This is a genomic window from Phenylobacterium sp. (genome assembly GCF_036821595.1).
Lineage (GTDB): Bacteria > Pseudomonadota > Alphaproteobacteria > Caulobacterales > Caulobacteraceae > Phenylobacterium.
Map to the genome: position 1 here is coordinate 37,679 of NZ_DAISJG010000001.1, position 20,799 is coordinate 58,477.

The 20,799-nt window shown below is 70.9% G+C and carries 21 protein-coding genes and 1 pseudogene; 20 read left to right on the forward strand and 2 right to left on the reverse strand.

Features of this window, described 5'->3' with window-relative positions; all coding sequences use genetic code 11:
* The first annotated feature begins 180 nt into the window (after nt 1-180).
* On the forward strand, nt 181-1,455 hold the full coding sequence (locus V7Z97_RS00195) for a type III PLP-dependent enzyme (protein WP_334160588.1): 1,275 nt from the start codon (nt 181-183) through the stop codon (nt 1,453-1,455).
* A gap of 102 nt (nt 1,456-1,557) precedes the next feature.
* Nucleotides 1,558-2,622, forward strand: coding sequence for a 1,9-bis(guanidino)-5-aza-nonane synthase (locus tag V7Z97_RS00200; protein WP_334160590.1), 1,065 nt, complete (start codon nt 1,558-1,560; stop codon nt 2,620-2,622).
* Between the two features lie 33 nt (nt 2,623-2,655).
* Here V7Z97_RS00200 and V7Z97_RS00205 read toward each other — a convergent pair whose 3' ends face one another.
* Entirely contained in the window at nt 2,656-2,979 is a 324-nt protein-coding gene (locus V7Z97_RS00205; protein ID WP_334160592.1) for a hypothetical protein, read from the reverse strand.
* Nucleotides 2,980-3,094: 115 nt separating this feature from the next.
* On the opposite strand from V7Z97_RS00205, the gene V7Z97_RS00210 reads away from it, so the two are divergent.
* From V7Z97_RS00210 to trmB, 18 genes and pseudogenes are all read left to right on the forward strand, one after another.
* Entirely contained in the window at nt 3,095-5,908 is a 2,814-nt protein-coding gene (locus V7Z97_RS00210) for a [protein-PII] uridylyltransferase (RefSeq protein WP_334160594.1), read from the forward strand.
* Nucleotides 5,909-5,922: 14 nt separating this feature from the next.
* Nucleotides 5,923-6,354: a nucleoside deaminase gene (locus tag V7Z97_RS00215; protein WP_334160595.1), complete on the forward strand. Its 432-nt coding sequence runs from the start codon at nt 5,923-5,925 to the stop codon at nt 6,352-6,354.
* Nucleotides 6,355-6,442: 88 nt separating this feature from the next.
* Nucleotides 6,443-8,071: a murein biosynthesis integral membrane protein MurJ gene (murJ, locus tag V7Z97_RS00220; protein WP_334160597.1), complete on the forward strand. Its 1,629-nt coding sequence runs from the start codon at nt 6,443-6,445 to the stop codon at nt 8,069-8,071.
* Between the two features lie 120 nt (nt 8,072-8,191).
* Entirely contained in the window at nt 8,192-9,226 is a 1,035-nt protein-coding gene (gene trpS / locus V7Z97_RS00225) for a tryptophan--tRNA ligase (RefSeq protein ID WP_334160598.1), read from the forward strand.
* Nucleotides 9,227-9,263: 37 nt separating this feature from the next.
* The gene (locus V7Z97_RS00230; protein WP_334160600.1) at nt 9,264-9,737 is read left to right on the forward strand and encodes a universal stress protein; all 474 of its coding nucleotides are present in this window, start codon (nt 9,264-9,266) and stop codon (nt 9,735-9,737) included.
* A 65-nt stretch (nt 9,738-9,802) separates the two neighbouring features.
* Complete coding sequence (locus tag V7Z97_RS00235) at nt 9,803-10,381, forward strand: NifU family protein (protein WP_334160603.1); 579 nt, start codon at nt 9,803-9,805, stop codon at nt 10,379-10,381.
* A gap of 41 nt (nt 10,382-10,422) precedes the next feature.
* A complete protein-coding gene (gene tsaB / locus V7Z97_RS00240) occupies nt 10,423-11,049 on the forward strand; it encodes a tRNA (adenosine(37)-N6)-threonylcarbamoyltransferase complex dimerization subunit type 1 TsaB (protein ID WP_334160929.1) in 627 nt (208 codons plus the stop codon).
* Nucleotides 11,046-11,504: a ribosomal protein S18-alanine N-acetyltransferase gene (gene rimI, locus V7Z97_RS00245; RefSeq protein ID WP_334160605.1), complete on the forward strand. Its 459-nt coding sequence runs from the start codon at nt 11,046-11,048 to the stop codon at nt 11,502-11,504. The genes tsaB and rimI overlap by 4 nt, the downstream gene beginning before the upstream one ends.
* 78 nt (nt 11,505-11,582) lie before the next feature.
* Nucleotides 11,583-11,954, forward strand: coding sequence for a Fur family transcriptional regulator (locus tag V7Z97_RS00250; protein ID WP_334160931.1), 372 nt, complete (start codon nt 11,583-11,585; stop codon nt 11,952-11,954).
* A gap of 59 nt (nt 11,955-12,013) precedes the next feature.
* On the forward strand, nt 12,014-13,369 hold the full coding sequence (miaB, locus tag V7Z97_RS00255) for a tRNA (N6-isopentenyl adenosine(37)-C2)-methylthiotransferase MiaB (protein ID WP_334160606.1): 1,356 nt from the start codon (nt 12,014-12,016) through the stop codon (nt 13,367-13,369).
* On the forward strand, nt 13,366-14,334 hold the full coding sequence (locus V7Z97_RS00260) for a PhoH family protein (protein ID WP_334160608.1): 969 nt from the start codon (nt 13,366-13,368) through the stop codon (nt 14,332-14,334). Before miaB ends, V7Z97_RS00260 begins: the two co-directional genes overlap by 4 nt.
* Before the next feature lie 13 nt (nt 14,335-14,347).
* Nucleotides 14,348-14,818 (forward strand): rRNA maturation RNase YbeY, encoded by a 471-nt coding sequence (gene ybeY, locus V7Z97_RS00265; RefSeq protein WP_334160610.1) that lies wholly within the window; start codon nt 14,348-14,350, stop codon nt 14,816-14,818.
* Nucleotides 14,805-15,686: a CBS domain-containing protein gene (locus tag V7Z97_RS00270; RefSeq protein ID WP_334160612.1), complete on the forward strand. Its 882-nt coding sequence runs from the start codon at nt 14,805-14,807 to the stop codon at nt 15,684-15,686. Before ybeY ends, V7Z97_RS00270 begins: the two co-directional genes overlap by 14 nt.
* 4 nt (nt 15,687-15,690) lie before the next feature.
* Complete coding sequence (gene lnt, locus V7Z97_RS00275) at nt 15,691-17,280, forward strand: apolipoprotein N-acyltransferase (protein WP_334160614.1); 1,590 nt, start codon at nt 15,691-15,693, stop codon at nt 17,278-17,280.
* A gap of 55 nt (nt 17,281-17,335) precedes the next feature.
* Entirely contained in the window at nt 17,336-17,761 is a 426-nt protein-coding gene (locus V7Z97_RS00280; RefSeq protein ID WP_334160932.1) for a helix-turn-helix domain-containing protein, read from the forward strand.
* A gap of 153 nt (nt 17,762-17,914) precedes the next feature.
* A complete protein-coding gene (metK, locus tag V7Z97_RS00285; RefSeq protein WP_334160615.1) occupies nt 17,915-19,135 on the forward strand; it encodes a methionine adenosyltransferase in 1,221 nt (406 codons plus the stop codon).
* Between the two features lie 11 nt (nt 19,136-19,146).
* Nucleotides 19,147-19,509, forward strand: a pseudogene (locus V7Z97_RS00290) (YkvA family protein); the annotation flags it as partial.
* Nucleotides 19,510-19,520: 11 nt separating this feature from the next.
* A complete protein-coding gene (trmB, locus tag V7Z97_RS00295) occupies nt 19,521-20,195 on the forward strand; it encodes a tRNA (guanosine(46)-N7)-methyltransferase TrmB (protein ID WP_334160617.1) in 675 nt (224 codons plus the stop codon).
* Between the two features lie 4 nt (nt 20,196-20,199).
* On the opposite strand, the gene ppa is transcribed toward trmB, so the two are convergent.
* Nucleotides 20,200-20,727: an inorganic diphosphatase gene (ppa, locus tag V7Z97_RS00300; RefSeq protein WP_334160618.1), complete on the reverse strand. Its 528-nt coding sequence runs from the start codon at nt 20,725-20,727 to the stop codon at nt 20,200-20,202.
* Nucleotides 20,728-20,799: the final 72 nt, after the last annotated feature.

The window sequence follows — 20,799 nt, forward strand, 5'->3', positions numbered from 1 at the left end:
AGGCGCCGCACTGCGAGAATAATGCGAGGCGCCGGCGAGTAGAGACGTGTCGCCGCACGTGCAACGCCCTTTACATCGGGGGCGTATGCCCCTATTTGCGCGGCTTCCGGCGGACCCGATGTCCTCAAAAGCGCTGCTAACGCCGGTCTGGGTTCAACAATCCGTTGGGGGTTGCGTGAGGTGCATAGGTACCATACGCCCCTGGACCTGGTCCGCGAGCGGTCCCCGGAGCGTCCTGTCGCCTTTGCGCGGCCGGGCGTGGTGGCCGTAGCGGCGCGCTGGTTCCAGGATAGTTTTCAAGGCGACGTCTTCTACGCTGTCAAAGCGAACCCTTCGCCGTGGGTGATCGAAACCCTCGCGGCGAACGGTGTGGCGTCCTTCGATGTGGCCTCGATCCCCGAGATCGAGCTGGTCGCGCAGCACGCGCCGGGCTCCCGCATGGCCTTCATGCACCCGGTGAAGAGCCGCCGCGCCATCGCCCAGGCCTACTTCGACCACGGCGTGAAGACCTTCTCCTTCGACACGCACGAGGAGCTGCAGAAGATCCTCGACGCCACCGGCGGCGCGGACGACCTGTCGCTGATCGTCCGCCTGGGCGTCTCGGCGGAAGGCGCGGCCTACTCGCTGTCGGGCAAGTTCGGGGTGGACAGCCATCACGCGCCGGCCCTGCTGCTGGCCGCCCGGCGCGCCACCCAGGACCGCATGGGCGTCTCCTTCCATGTCGGCAGCCAGTGCATGCGGCCGACCGCCTTCCAGGCGGCCATGGCCCAGGCCAACCGCGCCATTCTGCGGGCCGGGGTCATGGTCGACGTGGTGGACGTGGGCGGCGGCTTCCCGTCGGTCTACCCCGGCATGGTGCCGCCGGACCTCTCCGACTATGTGGATTCCATCCACCGCGGCTTCGCGGAGATGAGCGTCCACAAGGACACCGAGCTTTGGGCCGAGCCCGGCCGGGCGCTGGTGGCGGAAGCCTCCTCGGTGCTCACCAAGGTCGAGCTGAAGAAGGGCGACGCGCTGTACCTCAACGACGGCAGCTACGGCAGCCTGTTCGATGCGGCGCACGCCAAATGGCCCTTCCCGGTGAAGCTGTACCGCGGCCAGGAGAACGGGGAGCCCTGCGAGCTGGAAGGCCCCCTGCGGCCCTTTCGCTTCTACGGCCCGACCTGCGACTCCATCGATCAGATGCCGGGGCCGTTCTGGCTCCCGGAGGACGTCCGCGAGGGCGACTACATCGAGATCGGCATGCTCGGCGCCTACGGGATCGCCATGAACACGCGCTTCAACGGCTTCGGCGACGCCGAGACCGTGGCGGTTGAAGATGCGCCGATGGCCTCCATGTATGGGCTCGCCGGGCGTCACATCCGTCTGCCGCGTGAGCAGCAGGCGGAGGATCGCAAGGTGGTCCGCCTGTCGCGTCCCAAGGGCGCGGCGGGCAAGAAGGGCCGCCGGCGGTAACAACCCGACGCACTGAAGTGTTATAGGCGCGGCCGGTCGCTCCGTCCCGGTCGCGCCTTTCCTATTGGACGGGCGATCCTCCTCAGAAGGGAACTTCCGACGATGAACGCTCCCGTTCAGAACACCAACCGCAAGGCCGAACTGCTCGCCAACACCGTCGAGCACGTGGGCATCGACCAGTACGACGCCCGGCCGATCATCGATTCCATGCGCAAGATGAGCTTCACGAGCCGCGACACGGCGCGTGCGGCCGACATCTGGAAGATGAGCCTGGAAGACCAGTCCTGCTCGACCTGGCTGACGCTGGCCGGCTCCACGAGCGCGGCGGGCTGCATGCACATCTACCGGGACATGGTTCAGCACGGGATGATCGACGCGATCGTCGCCACCGGCGCCTCGATCGTCGACATGGACTTCTTCGAGGCCCTTGGCTTCAAGCACTACCAGGCCCAGTCGAACGTCGACGACCGCGACCTGCGCGACCTCTATATCGACCGGATCTACGACACCTACATCGACGAGGAAGAGCTGCAGCACTGCGACGCGGTCATCTACGACCTGTGCAATGCGCTCGAGCCGCGCCCCTACTCCAGCCGTGAGTTCATCTGGGAGATGGGCAAGTGGCTGGCTGCGGGCAACGCCAAGAAGCCCGACAGCCTGGTCGAGGTCTGCTACCGCGAGGGCGTGCCGATCTTCGTGCCGGCCTTCTCGGACTGCTCGGCGGGCTTCGGCCTGGTGAAGCACCAGGTGGAGCGGATGAAGGAGGGCAAGCCCTACCTGACCATCGACTCCGCCGCGGACTTCCGTGAGCTCACCGAGATCAAGCTGGCGGCCGGAACCACCGGCCTGTTCATGGTCGGCGGCGGGGTGCCGAAGAACTTCGCGCAGGACACTGTGGTCTGCGCCGAGATCCTCGGCCACGAGGCGGAGATGCACAAGTACGCGGTCCAGATCACCGTGGCGGACGTGCGCGACGGCGCCTGCTCGTCCTCGACGCTCAAGGAGGCCTGCTCCTGGGGCAAGGTGGACGTGACCTGGGAGCAGATGGTGTTCGCGGAAGCCACCACGGTGGTCCCGCTGATCGCCTCCAACGCCTGGCACCACGGCGCCCACAAAGCCCGCGCCAAGCGGCGCTGGGCCAAGCTGTTCGACAAGAGCGCCGCCTGAGGACAGGAGGGGCGGGAGCCATCCCGCCCCTCTTCAACCGCGAGGCTTCACCCGCCGCAGCGCCCCGACCTTGTTGGCGGGCTTGCGGCGCTTCAGTTTCACCACTACCGGCGCGCTGGTGCGGGTCAGCTTGCGGAGCTTCTGCTTCTGCTCGACCTTGGCCTGCTCCTTGGCGCGCAGGTCCGGCTTGCGCGGCGTGAGGCCGTGCTTCTTGCGGGCCAGTTCGTCGCGCGCGGCGCTCTCGCCGGTCGTCTGGGCCGTGCGGCCCCTCCCCTTCAGCTTCCGGGACGGCGGGACATAGCCGTTGGCGTTCCAGCCCGTGAGGGTGGAGCCGCCGCGATAGCCGCCTTTGGTCATGTCCGGGCCGGAGTGCGCATGGGGCGGGCAACATAGTCAGTGCGCCGCTCCGTGGAAGGCCGGGACAGAAGCGGGAAGCGAAAACGCAAGAACCGTCCTATATCCGGAGGCCAGCATGCCCCCGCGCCTTCGCCCCACCCGCCTGGAATACGTCGTCGACGGCGTGAAGCTGCGCTCGCAGCTGTCCACCGCCGCGCTGGAGCACCTGGGCAACGAGGCCGCCCAAAGGAAGGCCGCGCTCGAGATCCTCAAGGCGGCCCTGTTCCGCGGCCGGATGATCGCCAAGGAGCGGTTGGAGAACGGGGCCGGCGGCATCGAGACCGCCCGCCTGCTCTCCGGCGTCACTGACGAGGTGGTCCAGGCGCTCTGGGACTTCACCACCGTCCACGTCTTCCGGGCCCGCAACCCCACCGAGGGCGAGCGCCTGGCGCTGATGGCGGTGGGGGGCTACGGGCGCGGCACGCTGGCGCCCTTCTCCGACATCGATCTGCTGTTCGTGCGGCCCTACAAGCAGACGGCGCACGCCGAGAGCGTCATCGAGTACATGCTCTATGCGCTGTGGGACCTGGGCTTCAAGGTCGGCCATGCCTCGCGGACCATCGAGGAGTGCGTGAAGCTCTCCCGCGAGGACTTCACCATCCGCACCTCTATCCTGGAGGCCCGCCGTCTGGCTGGGGACGAGGGCCTGGCCGCCGAGCTGATCCGCCGCTTCCAGCACGACGTGGTCAAGGGCACGGGGGCCGAGTTCGTCGCCGCCAAGCTCAAGGAGCGCGACGATCGCCACGCCCGGGCCGGCGCCAGCCGCTACATGGTCGAGCCCAACGTCAAGGAGGGGAAGGGGGGCCTGCGCGACCTCAACACCCTGTTCTGGATCGCCCAGTACCTGCATCCCGGCGAGAACATCGAGAAGGTGCTGCAGCTGGAGATGTTCGAGGGCCGCGACGTGCGCACCTTCGTCCGCGCCTTCGACTTCCTCTGGGCCGTGCGCTGCCACCTGCACTTCACCACCGGTCGGCCCGAGGAGCGCCTGACCTTCGACCTGCAGCCGGAAATCGCCCAACGGATGGGCTACGGCGACCGCGCCGACAATCCTGCCGTCGAGCGGTTCATGCGGCGCTACTTCCTGATCGCCAAGGAGGTGGGCGCGCTCACGCGGGTGTTCGCCGCCAAGCTCGAGGCCGAGAAGGTGAAGAGCCGGCCGACCGGCATCTCCCGCCTCCTGCCGGCCCGGCGACCGAAGAAGAAGCCGCTCGACGAGCCCGGCTTCCACGAGGTCGGCGGGCGGCTCGCCGTGGAAGGCCCGGAGACCTTCGAGAAGGACCCGGTCAACCTGCTGCGGCTGTTCCGCATCGCCGACCAGCGCAATCTTGACCTGCACCCGGACGCCTTCACCGCCGCCACCCGCTGCGCCCACCTGATCACCTCCGCGGTGCGGCGCGACCGTCACGCGGCCAAGGTGTTCCTCGACATCCTGGCGCGGGGACGCGACCCGCAGCGGACGCTGGGCCTGATGACCGAGGCCGGCGTGCTCGGCCGGTTCATCCCGGAGTTCGGGCGCATCGTCGCCCAGATGCAGTTCAACATGTACCACTCGTACACGGTGGACGAGCACACCCTGCGGGCCGTCGGCGTGATCGCCGACATCGCCGAGGGCCGTCTGGCCGAGGATCACCCGCTCTCGGCGCAGATCATGCCGCTGATCGACGACCGCGAGGCCCTGTTCCTGGCCATGCTGCTGCACGACACCGGCAAGGGCGGAGCCGGGGGCCAGGAGAAGGCCGGCGCCCGCGCCGCGCGCCAGGCCTGCGAGCGGCTGGGCCTGGAGCGCTCCAAGATCGAGCTCGTGGCCTGGCTGGTGGAGCATCACCTGGTGATGAGCGACTACGCCCAGAAGCGCGACGTCTCCGACCCGCGAACGGTGGCCGACTTCGCCCGCATCGTGGAGACACCCGAGCGCCTGCGCCTGCTCCTGGTGCTCACCGTCGCCGACATCCGCGCCGTCGGTCCGGGGGTCTGGAACGGCTGGAAGGGCCAGCTGATGCGCGAGCTCTACGGCGCCACCGAGGCGGTGTTCCGCGGCGGTCGGGGCTCAGACGCCGCCGCGGCGCTCAAGCGCCACTACGAGAACGCCGCCTATGACGCCCGCGTGGCCCTGGCCCGGAGCGATCCCGAAGCCGAGCCTTGGGCCGACGCCATGGAGGACGCCTACTTCTCGGCCTTCACCGAGGCGGAGGTGCGGGCGCACGCCGGCCTCGCCCGCCGCGCCCTGGGCGGAGCCGCCGCCGAGGGCCGCATCCGCGCCGACCGCAACGCCGCCGAGGTGGCGGTGGCCGCCGCCGACCGCCCGCGCCTGTTCGTGGACCTGGCCGCCGCCATCACCGCGGCCGGCGCCAACGTGGTCGGCGCACGGGTCTTCACCTCGCGCACCGGCCAGGCGCTCGACGTCTTCTACGTGCAGGACGTCACGGGCCAGCCCTACGGCGCCCAGAACTCCCGGGCGCTGGCCAAGCTCGCCGAGTCTCTGGAGGCCGCCGCCCGCGGCGAGCCGCTTCGCCAGGAGCCCGGCCGCAAGGCCGACCTCGGCCGCGCCGCCGCCTTCGCCATCACGCCCACGGTGATGCTGGACAACGAGGCGTCCGAGACCTCAACCGTGGTCGAGGCCTCCGGGCGCGACCGCCCCGGCCTGCTGGCGGCGCTGGCCCGGGTGCTCGCCGACGCCGGCCTCTCGATCCTCTCGGCGCACATCGACAGCTACGGCGAGCGGGCCGTCGACGCCTTCTACGTGGTCGACGCCGAGGGCCGGAAGCTCACCGACGCCCGGCGGCGCAACGCGCTGAAGACGGCGCTGCTGGCCGCGCTCACCGCCGGCGAGGAAGAGTCCTCCCGCCGCGCGCACCTGCAGCGCGCCCGGGCCAGCGTGGCGCGCTAGCCTTGGACGCCTTCATGCGCGCGGCGATCGAGGAGGCGGAGCAGGGCTTCGCCGAGGGCGGGATCCCCATCGGGTCGGTGATCGTCCACCAGGGCCGGATCATCGGCCGCGGCCACAACCGCCGGGTCCAGAAGGGCAGCGCCATCCTGCACGGCGAGATGGACGCCTTCGAGAACGCCGGCCGCCAGCCGGCGCAGGTCTACCGCGAGGCGGTGCTCTACACGACGCTGTCGCCGTGTCCGATGTGCAGCGGGGCGATCCTGCTGTACGGGATCCCGAGGGTGGTGGTCGGCGAGAACCAGACCTTCCTCGGCGAGGAGGAGCTTCTCCGGGCCCGCGGCGTCGAGGTGGAGGTGTTGCAGGATCCGGAGTGCGTGGCGCTGATGCGCCGCTTCATCGCAGAGCGGCCGGGTCTCTGGAACGAGGACATCGGCGTCCCGTCCTGAGGTTCTGCGCGCCAACGGCGCCGGAAGACCTTCGGCGCGGCGCCGCGGACGCTTGACGCCGGCCGCCACTCAGCCGACCAACGCCACCGTGAGCAAGCCGCCCGCCAAGTCGCGAACCGCCAAGTCGGGCGGGCTGATCCGGTCCTCGGCCATCTTCGCCGCCCTGACCCTGGTCAGCCGGATCATGGGCCTGGCCCGCGACCTGGTGATCACGGCCCGACTCGGCGCCAGCCAGACCATCGCGGCGGACGCCTACTACACGGCGCTGGCCTTCCCGAACCTGTTCCGCCGGATCTTCGCCGAGGGCGCTTTCGCCGCAGCGTTCGTGCCCGGCTATTCGCGCAAGCTCGCCGCCGAGGGGGAGGCCGAGGCCGACCGCTACGCCGCCGACGCCCTGGCCACCGTCGCCGCCGCCACCGTGGCGCTCTGCATCGCCTGCCAGCTCGCCATGCCGTGGCTGATGTACCTCATCAACCCGGGCTTCGCCGACGATCCGGCCAAATTCAAGCTGGCGGTGATCCTCACCCAGATCACCATGCCCTACCTGCCGTGCATGGCCATCGCCGCCCTGTTCTCGGGCGTGCTGAACGCCCACGGCCGGTTCATCATCTCCGGCTTCTACCCGACCATCCTCAATGTCGTGATGCTGGCCGTGGTGATCCCGCAGAAGGACCCAATCCAGGCCGCCTACGCCGCCTCCTGGGGGGTGATCGTCGCCGGCATCGGCCAGGCGGCGCTCTGCTGGTGGGGCGCCCGGCGGTCCGGCGGCCGCATCCGGCTCGTGCGGCCGAAGCTGACGCCCGAGATGAAGGCGATGATCCGCCTGGCCGTGCCCGCGGCCATCGCCAACAGCGCCACCCAGATCAACATCTTCATCTCCGGCATCCTGGCTTCCCAGGTGGACGGCCTGCGCGTGTGGATGAACGTCGCCGACCGACTCTACCAGCTGCCCATGAGCCTGGTGGGGGTGGCGATCGGCGTGGCGCTGCTGCCCCGCCTCTCCGCCGCCCTGCAGAAGGACGACCACGGCGACGCCCAGACGGCCATGGACCAGGGCCTGGTCTGGGCGCTGGCGCTCAGCCTGCCCGCGGCCGCCGCTCTGATGGCCATGCCGTTCTACCTGATCGACGGCTTCTTCACCCGGGCCGAGTTCGTGCGCGCCGACGCGGTCGCCACCGGCCAGCTGCTCTTCCACTACGGCTGGGGCGTGCCGGCCTTCGTCCTGCTGCGCATACTGCAGCCGGCCTTCTTCGCCCGGCAGGACACCCGCACGCCCATGCGGTTCTCGCTGATCAGCGTCGGCGTGAACATCGCGCTGGGCGTCGCCCTCTTCTACACCGTGGGCTTCTGGGGGATCGCGGCGGCCACTTCCATCGCGGCCTGGATCACGGTGATCCAGATGTGGGTGACGCTCGGCCGGCGCGGCGTCTACCGCCCCTCTGCGACCGCCCTGTTCAAGATCGGCCGCGTGGCCGCCGCCAGCCTGATCCTGGGCGGGCTGCTGGTCGTGGCGGTCCATTACCGCAGCCTCCTGGAGGCGCCGATCGCCGCCGCCGGCCTGCCGGCCAAGGAGGTGGGCGTCCTGCTGCTGAGCGCGGTGGGCCTCGGGCTCTATCCGGTGCTGCTGTTCGCCTTCGGCGGAGTGACGCCGGCCGAGGCCAAGGCCCTGCTCCGCCGCCGCAAGGGAGACCCCGCCCCGCCCGCGGACTTGCTCTGAGGCGCGGGCGGCGGTATCGGCTCGCCCATGACGACGAACACCTGGCGATGGCGCTGACCGTCTGACCCGTCACCTCGGGCCTTGCGCCCGCCTGTCCGTTCCGTCCAGAAGCCTCACATCATGACCGACCAAGCTCCGGCCCCCTACGCGGGCCCGCCACGCGTGCTCTCCGGCGTGCAGCCGTCCGGCGACCTGCACCTGGGCAACTACCTCGGCGCCCTGGTGAAGTTCGCGCGCCTGCAGCACGAGATCCCCACCTTCATCTTCGTGGCCGACCTGCACGCCATCACCGTCTGGCAGGACCCGAAGCTCTTGAAGACCCAGGTCCGCGAGATCGCCGCGGCCTACCTGGCCACCGGGCTCGACCCGAAGGTCGCCACCATCTTCCCGCAGTCGGCGGTGCCCGAGCACGCCGAGCTCGCCTGGGTGTTCAACTGCGTCGCCCGCCTCGGCTGGCTCGACCGCATGACCCAGTTCAAGGAGAAGAGCGGCAAGCACAAGGAGCGCGCCAGCGTCGGCCTCTACACCTATCCGGTGCTGCAGGCGGCCGACATCCTGATCTACAAGGCCACCCAGGTGCCCGTGGGCGAGGACCAGAAGCAGCACCTCGAACTGACCCGCGACATCGCCGGAAAGTTCAACCACGACTACGAAGCGCCGGGCTTCTTCCCCCTGCCCGAGCCCCTTACCCAGGGACCCGGCGCGCGGATCATGAGCCTGCGCGACGGCACGGCGAAGATGTCCAAGTCCGACCCCTCGGACAATTCGCGGATCAACCTGACCGACGACGCCGACGCCATCGCCCAGAAGATCCGCAAGGCCAAGACCGACCCCGAGCCGCTGCCGGAGACGATGGAGGCCCTGGCCGAGCGGCCGGAGGCCCGCAACCTGGTGGGCATCTATGCGGCGCTGGCCGGGCGCAGCGAGGCCGAGGTGCTGGCGGAGTTCGCCGGCCAGGGCTTCGGCGCCTTCAAGCCGAAGCTGGCCGACCTGGCCGTCGCGGTGATGGGTCCGATCGGCGGCGAGATGCGCCGCCTGCTGTCCGACCCCGCGGAGATCGACCGCATCCTCGCCGACGGCGCGGCCCGGGCCCGGGAGGTGGCGACCCCCACCATGGCCGAGGTGCGCCGGCTGGTGGGCTTCTGGGCGGGGTGAGCTTGCCTCGCGCCGAACTTGGCCGCACCGTCCGCCCATGAGCGCACGAAAGTTCCTGGTCGTCGCCGACGACACGCCGGAGTTCATGGCGGCGCTGAAGTTCGCCTGCCGCCGGGCCCGCTCCACCAGCGGACACGTGGCGATCCTGCGCATCATCGAGCCGGCCCTCTTCGAACATTGGAGCGGCGTGCGCGAGGAGATCGAGCGCCAGGCTCGGGACGAGGCCGAGGCCCTGCTCCAAGAGGTCGCGGGCTTCGTGCAGGCGGAGACCGGCTACCCGCCGGAATTCCTGATCATCAATGCGGACAACGCCCGGGCCGGCCTGAAGAAGGTCATCGCCGAGGATCCCGACATCAAGATCCTGGTGCTGGCCGCCGCGGCGGGCGGCCGCGGGCCCGGCCCGCTCGTCGCCTCCATCGCCAAGGACGGGGTGAAGTGGGGCGACCGCAAGGTGCCCGTCACCCTGGTGCCCGGCGACCTCAGCGACGAGGAGATCGCCGACCTGGCGTGACCTCTGCGTCCCGCCACCGGGACGGAAAAGTTGCTTTCCGGGCTCGCCGAGCCCACATCTCGCCCATGTTCATCCAGACCGAGCCGACCCCGAATCCCGAGGTTCTGAAGTTCCTGCCCGGCCGCGAGGTCATGGCCGAGGGGACGCGCGACTTCCGCGAGGCGGAGGAGGCCCAGGCCTCCCCGCTGGCCGCCGACCTGTTCGACATCGAGGGCGTGGTGCGGGTCTATTTCGGCCCCGACTTCATCACCGTGGGCAAGCACCCCTCGTTCGACTGGCCGCACCTGAAGGCGCCGGTGCTGGCGGCGATCATGGACCACTTCACCTCCGGCCGCCCGCTGTTCGCCGGCGAGGCCGAGGGGCAGTCGGGCGGCCACGACGACGGCGTCTACGAAGGCGAGACCGCCCAGATCGTCGCCGAGATCAAGGACCTGCTGGACACCCGCATCCGTCCCGCCGTCGCGCAGGACGGCGGCGACATCCTGTTCGCGAAGTTCGAGCCCGACACCGGCGTCGTCTGGCTGAACATGCGGGGCGCCTGCTCCGGCTGCCCGTCCTCGACGGCCACGCTCAAGGCCGGGGTGGAGAACATGCTCAAGCACTACGTCCCGGAAGTGACCCGGGTCGAGCAGACCCTGGGCTGACGCTTTCCGGCGCCCGCCGGATCGTCTAACCGCCGCCTGTGATCGTCCTCGGCCTCGACACCTGCCTGACCGCCTGCTCGGTCGCCGTCACCGACGGCGGCCGCGTGCTGGCCTACGCCTCGGAGGTGATGGCGCGCGGCCACCAGGAACGGCTGGCGCCCATGGCCGAACGGGTGATGGCCGAGGCCGGCCTTTCCTTCGACCGGCTGGAGCGCATCGGCGTGACGGTGGGTCCGGGCTCCTTCACGGGCCTTCGGGTCGGCGTCGCCTTCGCCAAGGGGCTGGGCGCGTCGCTCGCCGTCCCAACCGCCGGCGTCGGCACCCTGGAAGCGCTCGCCGCGGAGGCCGGGGGTCTGGCGTTCGCCGCCGTCGACGCCCGCCGCGACCAGGTCTACCTGCAGGGCTTCGAGGACGGCCGCGCCCTGATGGCGCCCGACGTCCTGCCCGTCCACGTCGCCGCCGCACGCCTGGCGGAACTGGCGATGGGCCGGCCGTTGACGCTCGTGGGCTCCGGCGGGCCGCTCTTGGCGGGCGTTTCCCCGGGCGCGCGGCTCATCAAGATGGAAGGCGCCGACGCCCGCCACGTGGCCAGGCTCGCCAGCGGCAAGGCCGCCGCCCCGCTCCGTCCCCTCTACCTGCGCGCGCCCGACGCACGGCTGCCGGCGTGACCCTCGACTGGGCCACCGCCGAAGACGCAGCGGCCCTGGCCGAGGCGCACGCGCTGGGGTTTCCCCATCCGTGGGACGCCGCCGCCTTCGCGGAACTCTTCGCCGGACCCGGCGTGTTCGGCCTGATCGCCCGGGAGGGCGGCCGCGCCACGGGCATGGCGCTCTGCCGGGTCGCCGCGGGCGAGATGGAGGTCCTGACGATCGCGGTGGATCCCACCCTGCGCCGACGGGGCCTGGGCCGGACCCTGATGACGGCGGCGCTCGCCGCGGCGCGCGAGGCCGGCGCCGACGCGGCCTTCCTGGAGGTCGCCGCCGACAATGCGCCCGCCGCGGCGCTCTACGCCGGGCTGGGCTTCCGCCGCGCCGGACTGCGGCGCGGCTACTACGACCGCGGCCCCGAGGGCCGGGTGGACGCGCTTGTGATGCGGCTCGACCTTACGCCCGCGTCCTCTTAGACCTATCCTCCGCAACGTAAGGAGCCTGGAGCCTTGGCTGTGCCGGACCGTATCGAGAAGCTGTGCGTCGACAAGGGCATGCGCATGACCGAGCAGCGCCGGATCATCGCGCGCGTGCTGTCGGAGGCGCACGACCACCCCGACGTCGAGGAGCTGCACCGCCGGGCGCACGCCATCGACCCGCACATCTCCATCGCCACCGTCTACCGGACGGTCCGCCTCTTCGAGGAGGCCGGGATCATCCAGCGCCATGATTTCCGCGACGGCCGCTCCCGCTACGAAGAGCATCACGACGAGCACCACGACCACCTGATCGACATGAAGACCGGCAAGGTCGTGGAGTTCATGGACCCGGAGATCGAGGCCCTGCAGGAGGCCATCGCCCGCAAGCTCGGCTACCGCCTCGTGGACCACCGCCTCGAGCTCTACGGCATGCCCATCGAGGAGTGAGGCCGCGCGAAGGGGCGTGAAACTTGCACCCGCCCCCGCTCGTCCCCATAACGCGGGCCATGTCCGAGACCGCGCCCCGCAAGCGCCTCTACATCAAGACCTACGGCTGTCAGATGAACGTCTACGACAGCGAGCGGATGGCTGATGTCCTCAGCCCGCTGGGCTACGGCATGACGGACAGCCCCGAGGGCGCGGACCTGGTGGTGCTGAACACCTGCCACATCCGCGAGAAGGCCACCGAGAAGGTCTATTCCGAGCTCGGCAAGCTCAAGGAACTGCGCCAGGCGCAGGCCGAGGCCGGGGGGCCCCGGCTCGGCATCGTCGTCGCCGGCTGCGTCGCCCAGGCCGAGGGCGAGGAGATCATGCGCCGGCAGCCGGCGGTGGACCTCGTGGTCGGCCCGCAGGCCTACCATCAGCTTCCCGAGCTGATCGCCCGCGCGCACCGGGCCCGCGGCGAGCGCCTGGCCGCGGACTTCGCGCCCGAGGAGAAGTTCGACGCCCTGTCGACCGCTCGCCGGCCGACCGGTGTCACCGCCTTCCTCACCGTGCAGGAGGGCTGCGACAAGTTCTGCACCTTCTGCGTGGTGCCCTATACCCGCGGCGGCGAGTGGAGCCGCCCGGCCGAAGCCGTCGAGGCCGAGGCCCGCGCCCTGGCCGAAAAGGGCGTGCGCGAGGTCACCCTGCTGGGCCAGAACGTCAACGCCTATGCCGGCGAGGGCGGGCTCGCAGGCCTGGTGCGGCAGCTGGCGAAGATCCCCGGCCTCGACCGCATCCGCTACACCACCAGCCACCCGCGCCACATGGACGACGCCCTGATCGCCGCCCACGGCGAGGTGGAGGAGCTGATGCCCTATCTGCACCTGCCGGTGCAGTCGGGCTCCGACAGGATCCTGCGCGCCATGAACCGGGCGCATACGGCCGAGAGCTACCTGCGGCTGATCGAGAAGATCCGCGCGGCCCGGCCCGACATCGCCATCTCCGGCGACTTCATCGTGGGCTTCCCCGGCGAGCGCGACGCCGACTTCGAGGCCACCCTGCAGCTCGTCCGCGAGGTGGGCCACGCGGGCGCCTTCTCCTTCAAGTACTCACGCCGTCCGGGCACGCCGGCCGCGGCCATGCCGGGCCAGGTGGCCGAAGCGGTGAAGGACGAGCGCCTGGCCCGCCTCAACGCCGTGCTCGAGGAACAGCAGATGGCGTTCAACGCCGCCCAGGCCGGCAAGGCCCTGCCGGTGCTGTTCGAGAAGCGCGGCCGTCATCCCGGCCAGCTGATCGGCCGCAGCCCCTACCTGCAGTCCGTGCACGTGCAGGCGCCGGATCGTCTGATCGGCCAGATCGTTACAGTGAAGATCGAGGAGGCCGCTCGGAACAGTCTGGCCGGGGTCCTCGCGTCCACCGGGGAACTGGAGCCCGCTTGAGCCGAGCGCCCGAATTCATCACCCTTTCCGACGCCGCAGCCCGCGCGGTGGCCGGCGCCAACAGCCGTCACGCCGCCCTGATCGAGGACGCCTTCGGCGTGCTCGTGGAGACGCCGGGCGGTGGGGTCTCGCTGTCCGGCGACTCCAAGAGCCGCGCGCAGGCGAAGAAGGCCGTTCAGGCGATCGCCGATCGCGCCGACCAGGGCCTGGAGATCTCCGAAGCCGACGTCCGCGTGGCCATAGGCCAGGCGCGCACCGGAGCGGGCGGCCCGCCGGGGTCCCTGCCCGTCGGGCGCCGCGGCCAGGTGGCGCCCAAGACGGCCACCCAGGCCGAGTACCTGCAGGCGCTCTCGCAGTGCGAGCTGGTCTTCGGGCTCGGGCCCGCCGGCACAGGCAAGACCTTCCTGGCCGTCGCCCACGGCGCGGGCCTGCTGCTGCGCGGCGAGGTGGACCGCCTGATCGTCTCCCGCCCGGCCGTCGAGGCCGGCGAGCGCCTGGGCTTCCTGCCCGGGGACATGAACGAGAAGGTCGACCCCTACATGGCCCCCGTCTGGGAGGCGCTGACCGACATCCTCGGGGCCGAGCAGCTCCGCCGTCGGCGGGAGAAGGGCGAGATCGAGGTCGCCCCCATCGCCTTCCTGCGCGGCCGCACCCTCTCCCACGCCTTCGTCATCGTCGACGAGGCGCAGAACGCCACGCGCCTGCAGATGAAGATGGTGCTGACCCGTCTGGGCGAGGGCGCGCGCATGGTGGTGACCGGCGACCCCAGCCAGGTGGACCTGGTTAACGCCCGCGACTCCGGCCTGGCGCACGCGGTCAGCCTGCTCGACGGCGTGAAGGGCATCGGCGTGGTGCGGTTCTCCACCGCCGACGTGGTGCGCCACCCGCTGGTGGAGCGGATCGTGCGCGCCTACGACGCCGACGCCGCGCGCAGCCGCGGCGACAAGGGCCCGGACGATCGGTGAACGGAAGCCACCGGTGATCGACATCGAGATCGAGGACGAGGCCTGGACCCGCAGCCTGCCGGGCTCCGAGGCGCTGGCCGTGCGCGCCGCCCGGGCGGTGCTCGACTCCGAGGGCGCCGTGGGCGAGGGGGTGACCCTGCTGCTCACCGACGACGAGGCCGTCCGCGAGCTGAACGCCCGCTTCCGCGGCAAGGATTCAGCCACCAACGTGCTGTCGTTTCCGGCGCCGCCGAACCCGGAGAAGCACCTGGGCGACGTGGCGCTGGCCTATGGCGTCTGTGCGCGCGAGGCTGCCGAGCAGGGCAAGCCGCTGGCCCACCACCTGCAGCATCTGGTGGCGCACGGGGTGCTCCACCTACTAGGATACGACCACATGACCGAAGCGGAGGCCGAAGCGATGGAAGGCCTCGAACGTGTCGTCCTGGCCGGACTGGGGATTCCTGACCCCTACGCGGCCGGCGAGGGAGACCATGACCGACCCTGACCCTCCGAGTAGTCCCGAGCCCCGCCGTCGGGGACTGATGGGGCTCTTCAACCTCTTCCGGGGCCCGGCCGCGCCGCCGGAGCGCGGCCCGTCCGAACCGATCGCCCAGGCGACCGGCGAACTGGTCAGCCAGGCCCGCGCCTTCCAGGACCTGCGCGTGGAGGACGTGATGAAGCCGCGCGCCGACATCGTGGCCATCGACCGCTCCTGCAGCTTCGCCGAGGTGGTGGCGCGGTTCGTCGAGGCCGAGCACAGCCGCATGCCCGTCTACCGGGAGACCATCGACGAGCCCGTCGGCGTGATCCACGTGAAGGACGTCTTCAAGCTCCTGGCCCGCAAGACGCGCCGGCCGAAGCCCGAGGACCAGATCCTCATGGGCCGCTACCAGCTCGTTCGGCCCCTGCTCTATGTGCCGCCGTCCATGCGCGCCGCCGAGCTGCTGGCCATGATGCGCAGCCGGCACAGCCACATGGCCCTGGTGATCGACGAGTTCGGCGGCGCCGACGGCCTGGTGACCCTCGAGGACCTGCTGGAGACCCTGGTGGGCGAGATCGAGGACGAGCACGACGAGGAGGGGGACGACGGCGTCGCGCCGATCGTCGAGGACGAGCAGGGCTGGGTGGTCGACGCCCGCACGCCGCTCGAGGACCTGGAGACGGCCATCGGCGAGGGCGTCGACCTGGCCCCCGAGGAGGTGGACGAGGAGATCGACACCGTCGCCGGCCTCGTGAACACCCTCGCCGGCCGCGTGCCCCAGCGCGGGGAGCGCATCGAGCACCCGGGCGGCTTCATGATCGACGTCCTGTCCGCCGACCCGCGGCGCGTGAAACGGGTGCGCGTCCGCCGCGCCGCCGCCGCGCAGGCCTGAGCCCGTGGTCAGCCGACTCTCGCCCTGGGCGGTGCGTCTGTGGGCGCTGAGCGCCGGCCTCGCCGCCGGCCTCGCCCACCCGCCGTTCGGCGTCCTGCCGGGGCTGCTGGGCTATGCGCTGATCCTCAACATGCTGGACGCCGAGACGCCCCGGCCGCTGCGCTCGACCTTCTTCCGTGGCTGGCTGGCCGGCGTCGGCTATTTCGCGATCGGCGTCTGGTGGGTGGTGGAGGCCTTCCTCGTCGACGCCGCCGTCCACGGCTGGATGGCCCCCTTCGCCCTGATCCTCATGGCCGGCGGCCTGGCGCTGTTCTGGGGTCTGGCCGCCCTGCTCTACCGCCTGCTCGGCCCACGGCCCGAGGCGCGCTGGCGGCTGTCTCGGGTCTTCGTCTTCGCCGGCGCCTTCTCGCTGCTGGAGTGGGTGCGCGGCCACATCTTCACGGGGTTCCCCTGGAACCTGCCGGGCGAGAGCTGGGCCGCGGGCTCGCCGCCCTCGCAGGCCGCCGCCGTCGTCGGCGCCTACGGCCTCACCTGGCTGACCGTCGCCATCGCCGCGGCGCCCGCCGTCCTGTTCGATCCCCTCGACCGCAAGGTCCGGGCCCTGGCCGCCGCCGCCTTCGTCGGCGCGCTGGCCTGTCTCTACGCCTTCGGCCTCGGGCGGCTCTCCAACGCCGTGAAACCGGCCGCCGAGGCCCCCCTGATCCGCATCGTCCAGGCCGACATCGACCAGAAGGACAAGTGGCGTCCGGAGAACCTCGACCTGATCTTCGACACCTACCTGCGCCTTTCCCGGAAACCTGCGGCCCGGCCGCCGGAGATCGTCGTCTGGCCCGAGGGCGCCCTGCCGGCGGTGATCGATGAGCTGCTGGCCCCGGGTTCGCCCTACGGCCCGCGGCTGGTCGCCGGATTGACCGAGGGCCAGACCCTGCTGATGGGCGCCAACCGCGCGGAGGTCACAGCCGACGGCGACGCGCGCTACTTCAACGCCCTGGTCGCCCTGCGGCGTGAGGCCGACGGCCTGCGGGTCACCGGCGTCTACGACAAGCACCGGCTGGTGCCATTCGGCGAGTACATTCCGCTCGGCGAACTCGCCACCAAGGTCGGCTTCCGCAGTCTCGTGCACATGCCGGAGGACTTCACCGCCGGCGCGCCGCCGGCCCCGGTCGCGCCGTGGGGCGTGCCCGCGGTCCAGCCGCTGATCTGCTACGAGGCGCTGTTCCCGGGGTTCACCCGCTCGGGCGCCCTGAGGAGCGGCGTCCGGCCGGCCTGGATCCTCAATGTCTCCAACGACGCCTGGTTCGGCCAGACCAGCGGTCCGCTGCAGCACCTGAACCTGGCCAGCTACCGGGCGATCGAGGAGGGCCTGCCGATCGTCCGGTCGACACCCACCGGCGTCTCCGCCGTGATCGACGCCTACGGACGGATCCAGCCCGGCGCCCGGCTCGGCCTGGGCGAGCTCGGCGTCATCGACGCCCAGCTTCCGGCCGCCTTGAAACCAACCGTCTACGGACGGGTTGGAGACCTGCCCCTTATCCTTCTTCTGCTGGCGTCAGCGCTTCCCGCCATCGCGTACCGGGTTCGCCGACCGAAATAAGGTGACAGGGCCGTCAACCTGTTCCCCTTCCCAGGAAGCTTGGGTAATGAGCGGCATGGACAAGCTCGCCGATCCCGACCACGGCCCCAATCCCGTGGACCGTCACGTGGGACTGCGCATCCGGATGCGCCGCAAGGAACTGGGCGTCAGCCAGGAGAAGCTGGCGGAGTCCATCGGCCTGACCTTCCAGCAGGTGCAGAAATACGAGCGCGCCGCCAACCGGGTGAGCGCGTCCAAGCTGTGGGAGATGGCGCGCGCCCTCGATACCTCGGTGGCCTATTTCTACGAGGGGCTGGCCGAGGGCTCCGGCGCCCGCGGCTCCAACGGCCCGTCCAGCGAGACCGTGCAGGACTTCCTGCTGACGCCCGAGGGCATGGAGCTGGCGCAGACGTTTCCGCGGATCGGACAGCCCCGCGTGCGCCGCAAGATCCTGGAGCTGGTCCGCATCATGGCGGACGATCCGGCCGTCACCGGCGCCTGAGGCCCCCGCGACGGCAGCCGCGGGTGGGGGGCGCGACGCCGCGCCGCCGACGGGGCGCTTGGCGGGACATAAAGATTTCTTTATAGGCTTTCGGACCTCGTAGCCGGGCGCCCGCCGGGGGGCGGCGCCTCAGTTCCTTTCCGGAGCCCGTCCTTGAGCCGTTCCAACTACATCTTCACCAGCGAGAGCGTGTCCGAAGGCCACCCGGACAAGGTCGCCGACCGGATCTCCGACACCGTGGTCGACGCCTTCCTGAGCGTCGAGCCCGAGGCCCGGGTGGCCTGTGAGACGCTGGTGACCACCAACCGGATCGTGCTGGCGGGCGAAGTTCGCGCCGGCCGCCCGGGCGGCTCCAAGGCCGAGAACAAGGCGCTCACCAAGGAGATCGTCCGCAGCCTCGAACCCAAGGTCCGCGCCGCGGTGAAGGACATCGGCTACGAGCAGAAGGGCTTCCACTGGCAGAAGGCGAAGTTCGCCTGCCACCTGCACGAGCAGTCGGCCCACATCGCCCAGGGCGTGGACGCCTCCGACAAGAAGGACGAGGGCGCCGGCGACCAGGGCATCATGTTCGGCTACGCCTGCGACGAGACGCCGGAGCTGATGCCGGCCACCCTGCAGTTCTCGCACAACATCCTGCGCCGCCTGGCGGAGGTCCGCCACTCGGGCGAGTGCGCCGTGCTGGAGCCAGACGCCAAGAGCCAGGTCACGCTGCGCTACGAGAACGGCCGCCCGGTCGAGGTGCTGCAGATCGTCGTCTCCACCCAGCACAAGAAGCGCCTCGGCCTGCACATGGCCACGCCCAAGCGCATCGAGGCGGAGATCCGGCCCTACGTGGAGAGCATCTTCCCGGCCGGCCTGATCACCAAGAAGACCAAGTGGCACGTGAACCCCACCGGCCGCTTCGAGATCGGCGGCCCGGACGGCGACGCCGGCCTCACGGGCCGCAAGATCATCGTCGACACCTACGGCGGCGCGGCCCCGCACGGCGGCGGCGCCTTCTCCGGCAAGGACCCGACGAAGGTGGACCGCTCGGCCGCCTACGCCTGCCGCTACCTTGCGAAGAACGTGGTCGCCGCGGGCCTGGCCCGGCGCTGCACCATCCAGATCAGCTACGCCATCGGCGTCGCCGAGCCGCTCAGCTTCTACGTCGATCTCCACGAGACCGGCGAGATCGACCCGACCAAGTTGGAGCTGGCGCTGCCCGAGCTGATCGGCGGGGCCACGCCGCGCGCGATCCGCGAGCACCTGGGCCTCAACCGGCCGATCTACGCCCGCACGGCGGCCTACGGCCACTTCGGCCGCACGCCTGACAACGAGGGGGGCTTCTCCTGGGAGAAGACCGACCTGGTGGAGTCCCTCAAGGGCCTGGCCTGATCCACGCCCTGCGGCGCTGGGCGCGCGCCCTGAAGCGCGACGCCCACGCCGTCTGGCTCGCCGCCCGCGACCCCCGCACGCCCTGGTACGCCAAGGTGGTGGCGGTCGGCGTGGCGGCCTACGCCTTCTCGCCCATCGACCTGATCCCGGACTTCGTTCCGGTGCTGGGCTATCTCGACGACCTGTTGCTGGTCCCGCTCGGCCTCTGGCTCGCGCTGAGACTGATCCCCCGCGAGGTGCTGGCCGAGCACCGCGCCGCCGCCGAGGCGGCCGCCGGCCGGCCGGTGAGCCGCTGGGCCGCGGCGGCCGTGATCTTCGTCTGGATCGCCTTCGCCGTCATCGCGGCCCTCGCCGCCAGCCGCGCCCTGGGATAGAGCCCACCCCCATGTCCGACGCCCACCCGCCGCTCCGGTCCTTCGGCCGCATCAAGTCGCGCGCCATCAAGCCGCGCCAGGCCGCCCTGATGGACACCCTGCTGCCGCAGATCCGCATGCCCGCCGAACCGTTCGACCCTCGCGCGCTCATGCCCGAGGCCCGGGAGGCGTGGCTGGAGATCGGCTTCGGCGGCGGCGAACACATGGCCGCCCAGGCGGCGAAGCATCCCGACGTCCTCATCCTGGGCGCCGAGCCCTTCCAGAACGGGGTGGCCAGCGCGCTCCGCCACATCGACGAGCAGGGCCTGACGAACGTGCGGGTGAAGGACGGCGACGCCCGCGAGCTCCTGTCCCACCTGCCGGACGCGAGCCTCGACCGGGTGTTCATCCTCTTTCCTGACCCCTGGCCCAAGGCGCGCCACCACAAGCGCCGCCTGTTGCAGGCGGACGTCGTGGCCGAGCTGGCGCGCGTGCTGAAGCCGGGGGGGAAGCTGCGCTTCGCCAGCGACTGGGCGGACTATGTGGACTGGAGCCTGGAGCGGCTAACGGCCAATCCCGCCTTCCGCTGGGCGGCGGACCGCGCGGCCGACTGGCGGACTCCGCCCGCCGACCACGTCACCACCCGCTACGAGGAGAAGCGCCTCGGCGACTGCGCCCCGGTGTTCCTGGACTTCGTGCGGACCTGAGGCCTTAGCCCTTGTAGGCCTCGATCGAGGCCTTGATCAGCTCGCCGGCCTCGGCGGCGTCGGCCCAGCGGACGATCTCGACGCTCTTGCCCTTCTCCAGGTCCTTGTAGTGCTTGAAGAAGTGGGCGATCTGCTCGGTCAGGATGGTGGGCAGGGCCCGCCAGGAATCCACGCCCAGGTAGAACGGGTGGAGCTTGTCCACCGGCACGGCGAGGATCTTCTCGTCGCCGCCCGCCTCGTCGCGCATGATCAGCGCGCCCACCGGACGGCAGCGGATGATGGCGCCCGGCACCACCGGCGTCGGCCCCACCACGATGACGTCCATCGGGTCGCCGTCGTCGGCCAGGGTGTGCGGGATGAAGCCGTAGTTGCCGGGATAGAACATCGCCGTGTGCAGGAAGCGGTCGACGAAGATCGCGCCGGACTCCTTGTCCAGCTCGTACTTCACCGGCTCGCCGCCCTGCGGGATCTCGATGACGGCGTTGACGTCGTACGGCGGGTTCTCGCCGACGGGGATCTTGGAGAGGTCCATGGGGAGCTGGCCTTTCGGGAAGACACACAAAAGGAAGAGGCCGGCTCTGTGGGCGAACTCCCGCCGGGAGTA

What these genes read in the sequence shown, in the direction of transcription:
- V7Z97_RS00205 (WP_334160592.1), bottom strand. Translation starts at nt 2,979, where the DNA reads ATGACCAAAGGCGGCTATCGCGGCGGCTCCACCCTCACGGGCTGGAAC.
- ppa (WP_334160618.1), bottom strand. Translation starts at nt 20,727, where the DNA reads ATGGACCTCTCCAAGATCCCCGTCGGCGAGAACCCGCCGTACGACGTC.
- V7Z97_RS00280 (WP_334160932.1), top strand. Translation starts at nt 17,336, where the DNA reads ATGGACAAGCTCGCCGATCCCGACCACGGCCCCAATCCCGTGGACCGT.
- V7Z97_RS00200 (WP_334160590.1), top strand. Translation starts at nt 1,558, where the DNA reads ATGAACGCTCCCGTTCAGAACACCAACCGCAAGGCCGAACTGCTCGCC.
- V7Z97_RS00235 (WP_334160603.1), top strand. Translation starts at nt 9,803, where the DNA reads ATGTTCATCCAGACCGAGCCGACCCCGAATCCCGAGGTTCTGAAGTTC.
- trpS (WP_334160598.1), top strand. Translation starts at nt 8,192, where the DNA reads ATGACCGACCAAGCTCCGGCCCCCTACGCGGGCCCGCCACGCGTGCTC.
- trmB (WP_334160617.1), top strand. Translation starts at nt 19,521, where the DNA reads ATGTCCGACGCCCACCCGCCGCTCCGGTCCTTCGGCCGCATCAAGTCG.
- V7Z97_RS00215 (WP_334160595.1), top strand. Translation starts at nt 5,923, where the DNA reads ATGCGCGCGGCGATCGAGGAGGCGGAGCAGGGCTTCGCCGAGGGCGGG.
- V7Z97_RS00210 (WP_334160594.1), top strand. Translation starts at nt 3,095, where the DNA reads ATGCCCCCGCGCCTTCGCCCCACCCGCCTGGAATACGTCGTCGACGGC.
- V7Z97_RS00230 (WP_334160600.1), top strand. Translation starts at nt 9,264, where the DNA reads ATGAGCGCACGAAAGTTCCTGGTCGTCGCCGACGACACGCCGGAGTTC.
- V7Z97_RS00250 (WP_334160931.1), top strand. Translation starts at nt 11,583, where the DNA reads ATGCGCATGACCGAGCAGCGCCGGATCATCGCGCGCGTGCTGTCGGAG.
- V7Z97_RS00270 (WP_334160612.1), top strand. Translation starts at nt 14,805, where the DNA reads ATGACCGACCCTGACCCTCCGAGTAGTCCCGAGCCCCGCCGTCGGGGA.
- miaB (WP_334160606.1), top strand. Translation starts at nt 12,014, where the DNA reads ATGTCCGAGACCGCGCCCCGCAAGCGCCTCTACATCAAGACCTACGGC.